General features: G+C 59.4%; 7 protein-coding genes. All 7 read right to left on the bottom strand.

What is annotated here, in order from left to right; all coding sequences use genetic code 11:
* Positions 1–202: 202 nt before the first annotated feature.
* Entirely contained in the window at positions 203–1,600 is a 1,398-nt protein-coding gene (dnaB, locus tag HBO23_RS18985) for a replicative DNA helicase (protein WP_017138451.1), read from the bottom strand.
* 110 nt (positions 1,601–1,710) lie between these two features.
* On the bottom strand, positions 1,711–2,157 hold the full coding sequence (gene rplI / locus HBO23_RS18980; protein WP_003171376.1) for a 50S ribosomal protein L9: 447 nt from the start codon (positions 2,155–2,157) through the stop codon (positions 1,711–1,713).
* A gap of 18 nt (positions 2,158–2,175) precedes the next feature.
* Positions 2,176–3,069: a hypothetical protein gene (locus HBO23_RS18975; protein ID WP_170039133.1), complete on the bottom strand. Its 894-nt coding sequence runs from the start codon at positions 3,067–3,069 to the stop codon at positions 2,176–2,178.
* Between the two features lie 36 nt (positions 3,070–3,105).
* Positions 3,106–3,336, bottom strand: a complete 231-nt coding sequence (gene rpsR / locus HBO23_RS18970; protein ID WP_002551829.1) for a 30S ribosomal protein S18 — start codon at positions 3,334–3,336, stop codon at positions 3,106–3,108.
* Positions 3,337–3,364: 28 nt separating this feature from the next.
* Positions 3,365–3,787, bottom strand: a complete 423-nt coding sequence (gene rpsF / locus HBO23_RS18965; protein WP_003217491.1) for a 30S ribosomal protein S6 — start codon at positions 3,785–3,787, stop codon at positions 3,365–3,367.
* A 327-nt stretch (positions 3,788–4,114) separates the two neighbouring features.
* Positions 4,115–4,870 (bottom strand): 23S rRNA (guanosine(2251)-2'-O)-methyltransferase RlmB, encoded by a 756-nt coding sequence (gene rlmB / locus HBO23_RS18960; RefSeq protein WP_017138453.1) that lies wholly within the window; start codon positions 4,868–4,870, stop codon positions 4,115–4,117.
* Entirely contained in the window at positions 4,867–7,503 is a 2,637-nt protein-coding gene (gene rnr, locus HBO23_RS18955) for a ribonuclease R (RefSeq protein ID WP_017138454.1), read from the bottom strand. Before rnr ends, rlmB begins: the two co-directional genes overlap by 4 nt.
* Positions 7,504–7,720 lie beyond the last annotated feature (217 nt).

Genomic DNA, 7,720 nt, shown 5'->3' with positions numbered 1-7,720 from the left:
CTTGTCCTGCGTTGGGCTGCGAAGCAGCCCCAAAAACAGACGCTGAGTACTTTCAGCAAAATTGCCGTGCTTGTACTGGGGCCGCTTCGCAGCCCAACGCAGGACAAGCCTGCTCGCCACAACAGCCCACCTGCCACAGACTTCGTGTTAACCGGTTGTGTAGATACCTATGCTGCGATGAGGCCCTTACAGGCGCTGAAACTTACTCGTCATCGTCGAAGTTATAGCTGCCCGGCGCCAGGTTCTCGAAGCGCGTGTACTTACCGATAAACGCCAGGCGGATAAAGCCGATTGGCCCGTTCCGCTGCTTGCCGATGATGATCTCGGCAATGCCTTTGTGCTCCGTCTCGGGGTGATACACCTCGTCGCGGTACACGAACATGATCACGTCAGCATCCTGCTCGATCGCTCCGGATTCCCGCAAGTCGGAGTTCACCGGGCGCTTGTTCGGGCGTTGCTCAAGGGAACGGTTGAGCTGGGACAGCGCCACCACCGGGCAGTTGAATTCCTTGGCCAGGGCTTTGAGCGACCGGGAGATTTCGGAAATCTCGTTGGTGCGGTTGTCACCGCTGGAGCCTGGAATCTGCATCAGCTGCAGGTAGTCGATCATGATCAGGGCGATGTCGCCGTGCTCACGCACCAGCCGGCGAGTACGTGCACGCATCTCTGATGGGCTGATACCGGCGGTGTCATCGATAAACAGCTTGCGGTCGTTAAGCAAGTTGACCGCCGACGTCAGGCGCGGCCAATCGTCGTCTTCCAGGCGACCGGCTCGCACCTTGGTCTGGTCGATACGGCCAAGCGAGGAAAGCATACGCATGATCAGCGATTCACCAGGCATCTCCAGCGAGTAAACCAGTACGGCTTTGTCGCTGCGCAGCACGGCGTTTTCCACCAGGTTCATCGCAAAGGTGGTTTTACCCATGGATGGACGGCCGGCGACGATGATCAAGTCAGACGGCTGCAGGCCGCTGGTCTTCTCGTCGAGGTCGGTGTAGCCGGTGGAAATACCCGTGATGGCGTTGTCGGTGTTGAACAAGGTGTCGATGCGGTCGATGGCCTTGGTCAACAGGTCGTTGACGCTGACTGGGCCACCGGTTTTCGGCCGCGCTTCGGCGATCTGGAAGATCTGGCGTTCAGCCTCATCAAGGATCTCGGCGGCGGTGCGGCCTTCGGGGTTGAAGGCGCTGTCGGCGATTTCGGTGCTGATTCCGATCAACTGGCGCAGGGTGGCGCGCTCGCGAACGATCTGCGCATACGCCTTGATGTTGGCGACGGATGGCGTGTTTTTCGCCAGCTCACCCAGGTAGCCCAGACCGCCGACTTGGGAGGTCTGGCCTTCCTTGTCCAGCTGTTCGGCCAGGGTTACCACGTCGATCGGCGAGTTCTGGTCGGCCAGCTTGGCAATGGCGCGGAAGATCAGGCGGTGGTCATGGCGATAGAAATCACCGTCCGAGACTTGATCCAGCACGCGTTCCCAGGCGTTGTTATCCAGCATCAAGCCACCGAGCACGGCCTGTTCGGCCTCGATGGAATGCGGCGGCACCTTCAGGGCAGCGGTTTGCAGATCGTATTGCTCAGGAGCTGAAATATCGTTCATGGCCACTTGGAATTAGGGGTGTGTAGAAAAACAAAAGGCACGACCTGTAAACAGGATCGTGCCCGATGTTAACCGCCTGGCACGCGAGGTGCCAGTCAGTTAGGTGTTGCTTAAGCTGCTACCACTACAACGCGTACGGTGGCTTCAACTTCAGCGTGCAGGTGCACGGCTACGTCGAATTCGCCTACGTTGCGGATGGTGCCGTTCGGCAGACGAACTTCGCTCTTCTGCACTTCAACGCCGGAGGCGGTCAGTGCATCAGCGATGTCGTGGGTGCCGATCGAACCGAACAGCTTGCCTTCGTCACCGGCGGTGGCAGTGATAGTCACTTCCAGCTCAGCCAGTTGGGCAGCGCGAGTTTCGGCCGAAGCTTTTTTGTCTGCTGCGGCTTTTTCCAGCTCAGCACGACGCTCTTCAAACGCAGCCAGGTTGGCAGCGGTTGCAGCGGTGGCTTTGCCGTATGGCAGCAGGTAGTTACGACCGTAGCCGGCCTTAACGTTCACTTTGTCGCCCAGGTTGCCCAGGTTGGCGACTTTTTCCAGAAGGATCAGTTGCATGTGAAAATCCTCTAACTTTTAACCTTCACCGTTCGCGTTATCGGCGTCTTTCGGCGCCAGACGACCGCGAAAATCAATCAGGCCGTCGACAATGGCCAAAACCACGAGTAACGGATAGATCAGCTGCATAAACAGCAACATCGTGACGTACAACCCCACCAGCCAGAACTTGGCCAGGCGCTTTCGCGCAACCAGCCCGTGAATCAGGGCCAGCCCGGCAAACACCAGCGGTACACTGCAAATCGGCGCCAGCAAGGCCATCTGTGGGCCGAAGTTCGGCCCGACAACCATGCACGCCAGCAGCAACATCGCCGGCCCCGCTGGGATTCTGATACTGCGAAATTCGCGACCAAAACCACCCGGGTTGTACAACAACGCTTGCCAATAACGCCCAACAATCAGGCTCAGCACGCTGACGACCTGCAACAATGCCGCAATCAGGCCGGTCAGGACCGGGGCAATCAGTGACGCAAACCGCGCTCGCTCATCTACCGACAATTGCTGGTAGAGATCCCCGAGGGCCATCGGCAGGATCTTGACGATCTCTTGCGACAGCGCTTCGATTTGCGGGCGGAAAGCCGCGCCAAGCATCACTGAGTACACCAACCCCAATGCCACGCTGACCAGCAGCGTGCGGACCCAGGACTCACTTGCGCGTAAAACCAACGCAAGGCTCGATGACCCCAGCAGTACCAGAAGTACCCGTGGATCACCGAATTGAAGCCACCAGATCAAGGCCGGCAACAATCCCAGGGCAAGAACGCCAAGGGCGTCCTTCAAACCGCGCCGCAGGAGCACAAGGCAACCTGCAGCAGCACCCAACCAATAAAGCAGCGGCAATGCCGCACATCCGGCCACTACCAGAGTGGCCTGCACGCGACCGCGCATGATGAACTCAGCTAAGGCGCGCATGCATTCAATCCCTTACTACTTGTCGACTGCCCGGTCTCAGCGGCCGTGGCTGTCGGTGTAGGCCAGCAGGGCCAGGAAGCGGGCGCGCTTGATAGCGGTGGCCAGCTGACGCTGATAACGTGCTTTGGTACCGGTGATACGGCTTGGAACGATTTTGCCGGTCTCGGATACGTAGGCTTTCAGAGTGTTGAGATCTTTGTAATCGATCTCTTTCACGTCTTCAGCGGTGAAGCGGCAGAATTTACGACGACGGAAGAAACGTGCCATTTGATAGGCTCCTTAAAAGGTCCGTGGATTACTCGTCAGCGTTATCGCTGTTGTCGCTGTCATCACTATCAGCGCTTTCAGCGCCTTCGTGCTCAGGACGGTCGCGACGCTCACGGCGCTCACTGCGGTTTTCTTCAGCCTTGAGCATCTCGGATTGGCCGGTAACGGCTTCTTCGCGACGGATGACCAGGTTACGGATCACTGCATCGTTGTAGCGGAAGTTGTCTTCCAGCTCGGCCAGGGCCTTGCCAGTGCACTCAACGTTCAGCATCACGTAGTGAGCCTTGTGAACATTGTTGATTGCGTAGGCCAGTTGACGACGGCCCCAATCTTCCAGACGGTGGATTTTGCCGCCGTCTTCTTCGATCAGCTTGGTGTAACGCTCAACCATGCCGCCGACTTGCTCGCTTTGATCCGGGTGGACCAAAAAGATGATTTCGTAATGACGCATGAATGCTCCTTACGGGTTGTAGCCTGCCGCTCAAAAACGGTCAGACAAGGAGTGAATGACACTTATGGATCTTGCCGCAGGGAGGCACATAGGTGCCTGCCAGGAAGGCAAGGGGCGCAATTGTAGAGAAGGGGGAGAAACGGCGCAAGGTGATTGGTGATTATTTGAACAATCTTCCAAACACCCTGAAACGACTGCGGGAGCTGAAATTCTGTGGGAGCTGGCTTGCCTGCGATGCAGGCACCTCGGTGTATCAGTGATACAGAGGTGATGCTATCGCAGGCAAGCCAGCTCCCACACAAGCCCGGCCGCACATTTTTGATCGGGTTACTTCTTGCTCTTGGCCTTGGCACCGCGCTGACGCTGGGCTTCGAACAGGCACACACCGGTGGCAACCGACACGTTGAGGCTGCTGACGCTACCGGCCATCGGCAATTTCACCAGGTAATCGCAGTGCTCGCGGGTCAGGCGACGCATGCCTTTGCCTTCGGCACCCATGATCAGGATGGTCGGACCGGTGAGGTCCTGGTCATAAATGCTGACCTCGGCCTCGCCTGCAGTGCCCACGATCCAAAGGCCGCGCTGCTGGAGTTTCTCCAGGGTACGCGCCAGGTTGGTCACGGCCACCAGTGGAATCACTTCCGCCGCACCGCACGCGACTTTACGCACGACCGGCGTCAGGGTTGCCGACTTGTCCTTAGGCACGATCACCGCCAGCGCACCGGCAGCATCGGCCGAACGCAGGCAAGCGCCGAGGTTGTGCGGGTCGGTCACGCCGTCCAGCACCAGCAACAGCGGTGCGCCTTCGGTACGGTCGAGCAGCTCGTCGAGCATCGCTTCGCCCCAGACCTGGCTCGGGCTTACGTCCGCAACCACGCCTTGGTGAACGCCCTCAACCCACACGTCCATTTCACGGCGCTCGGCCTGGCCGATGGCAACCTTGTTTTGCGTAGCCAGCTCGACCAGCGCTTGTACACGCGGCTCGCTGCGGCCTTCGGCCAACCACACCTGCTTGACGCGTTTAGGGTGATGACGCAGCAGTGCTTCTACGGCGTGCACGCCGTAGATTTTTTCCAGACTCATGACTTGGCCTTAGGTTTGCGCGACCCGCCGCTTTTCGCGGGAGCCGAACCCGCTTTAGGCGGGCCTTTACGGTGTTTACTCGGTTTGCTCGACGGCTTTTCCGCCCCGTGGGACTTTCCCCCAGACGCCGCTTTACCACCGCTTTTGGCTTCGTTGAGCAACTGCTGCTTCAACTCACGGCTCTTGCGCACTTCAGCGTTTTTCGCCGCTGCATCGCTCGGGCGGTAGGCCTCTGGGGCCTTCTCCTTGGTGGACGAACGACGAGCGGCCTTGGCTGGCGCAGGCTCGGTGGCCGCTGCTTTCGCAGGCGCGCCCTTGCCTTTGCTGGCTGGCGCAGTCGGTTCGCTGCCACGCTTTTTACGGCCAGTCGGTGTTTCGGTCGGCTTGTCGGGCATGCCGAAGTCGATCTTGCGCTCGTCGAGGTCGACGCGCATGACCTGCACTTCCACGGTGTCGCCCAAACGGAAGCTGCGACCGGTGCGCTCGCCCGCCAGGCGGTGATGCACAGGGTCGAAGTGGTAGTAATCGCCCGGCAGCGCAGTGACGTGCACCAAGCCTTCGACGTAAATGTCGGTCAGCTCGACGAACAGGCCAAAACCCGTCACGGCAGTGATCACACCAGGGAACGACTCGCCCACGCGGTCTTTCATGAACTCGCACTTGAGCCAGTTCACTACGTCGCGGGTGGCTTCGTCGGCGCGGCGCTCGCTCATGGAGCACTGCTCGCCCAGCTGTTCCAGAGCCGCTTCGTCGTACGGATAGATCCGTGCCTTCGGAATGGTCATGGCACCGGCGCGCTTGACGTGCGGGGTGTTCTGCTTGGAGTGGATCACGCTGCGGATCGCCCGGTGCGTGAGCAGGTCCGGGTAACGACGAATCGGCGAAGTGAAGTGGGTGTACGCCTCGTAATTCAGGCCGAAGTGGCCCTGGTTATCGGCGCTGTACACCGCCTGGCTCAGAGAGCGCAGCATCACGGTCTGGATCACGTGGTAATCCGGACGGTCCTTGATGCTGGCCAGCAGCGCCTGGTAATCCTTCGGCGTCGGGCCGTCCTTGCCTTTGTGCAGGGACAGGCCAAGCTCACCGAGGAAAGCGCGCAGTTTTTCCAAACGCTCCGGCGGCGGGCCGTCGTGCACGCGGTACAGGGCAGGAATTTCGTGCTTTTTGAGGAACTCTGCGGTGGCCACGTTGGCCGCCAGCATGCACTCCTCAATCAGCTTGTGCGCATCGTTGCGCGTGGTCGGCGTAATGGCCGCGATCTTGCGCTCGGAACCGAAGACAATCCGGGTTTCCTGGGTTTCAAAGTCGATTGCGCCACGCACATGACGTGCGCCCAGCAACACCTTGTACAGCGCGTAAAGCTGCTTGAGGTGCGGCACTACGTCGGCATATTCGCCACGCAAGGCCTTGGCTTCGCTGGTCTTCGGCGCTTCCAGGATGGTGCTGACCTTGTTGTAGGTCAGGCGCGCCTGGGAGTGGATCACCGCTTCGTAGAACTGGTAGTCGGTCATTTCGCCGGTTTTGGAGATGGTCATCTCGCACACCATGGCCAAACGGTCGACTTTCGGGTTCAGGGAGCACAGGCCGTTGGACAGCTGCTCAGGCAGCATCGGGATCACGCGCTCAGGGAAGTACACGGAGTTGCCGCGCACCTGGGCTTCGTTATCCAGGGCCGAACCGATCTTCACATAGCTGGAGACGTCGGCAATCGCGACGAACAACTTCCAGCCGCCGGAGAACAGGCGCAGCTTGCCAGGCTTGGCTTCGCAATAGACCGCATCGTCGAAGTCGCGGGCATCTTCGCCGTCGATGGTGACGAACGGCAGATGGCGCAGGTCGATGCGTTTTTCCTTGTCTTTCTCTTCCACTTCCGGCTTGAGCTTGGCGGCTTCCTTGAGCACAGCCTCGGGCCAGACGTGAGGAATATCGTAGGTGCGCAGCGCAACGTCGATTTCCATGCCCGGCGCCATGTAGTTGCCGACCACTTCAACAATATCGCCCTGTGGCTGGAAGCGCGCGGTTGGCCAGTGGGTGATTTTCACCTCGACGAACTGGCCGACCTTGGCGGCGCCATTGCGACCCGGGGTGATCAGCACTTCCTGCTGGACCTTCGGGTTATCCGGCACTACAAAGCCGATGCCGCCTTCTTCGAAGTAACGGCCAACGATGGACTCGTGGGCACGGGACACCACTTCGACGATCACGCCTTCACGGCGACCACGACGGTCCAGGCCGGAAACGCGGGCCAGGGCACGGTCGCCGTCGAATACCAGGCGCATTTGCGCCGGGCTCATGAACAGGTCGTCGCTGCCGTCATCCGGGATCAGGAAGCCGAAGCCATCCCGATGGCCGGCGATGCGGCCCAGGATCAAGTCGAGCTTATCCACAGGCGCATAGGTGCCACGACGGGTGTAGATCAGTTGAGCATCGCGCTCCATGGCACGCAAACGGCGGCGCAGGGCTTCGAGCTGGTCTTCGGTGGTCAGACCGAACTCTTCAACCAACTGCTCGCGGCTAGCAGGCGAACCACGATCGGCGAGATGCGCCAGGATCAGTTCGCGGCTAGGAATAGGGTTTTCATATTTTTCCGCTTCACGAGCGGCCTCGGGATCGAGGGACTGCCAATCGGCCATTAGAGAGTTTTCACCTTGTCTATATGCGGGTTAGTTTGGCATACGCGTATTGAAACGGGAAATTTCAGGTGTCAACAAGCGTTTAAAAGGCCTTTGCAGCCCTCGGAAAGCGCCTTGAATGACCATTGGCGAAATTTTCCGGGCTTTTTTCATCGCAGGGCTTTACAGCTCAAAATCGCCTCCGTATAGTGCGCGCCATTGACGACGGCAACGTTGT

Origin of the sequence: Pseudomonas sp. WS 5532 (assembly GCF_012985445.1) — a bacterium.
GTDB classification, from domain to species: Bacteria; Pseudomonadota; Gammaproteobacteria; order Pseudomonadales; family Pseudomonadaceae; genus Aquipseudomonas; species Aquipseudomonas edaphica.
Note: the sequence above shows the minus strand (reverse complement) of the source record. Positions and strands in the feature narration are given on the sequence as shown.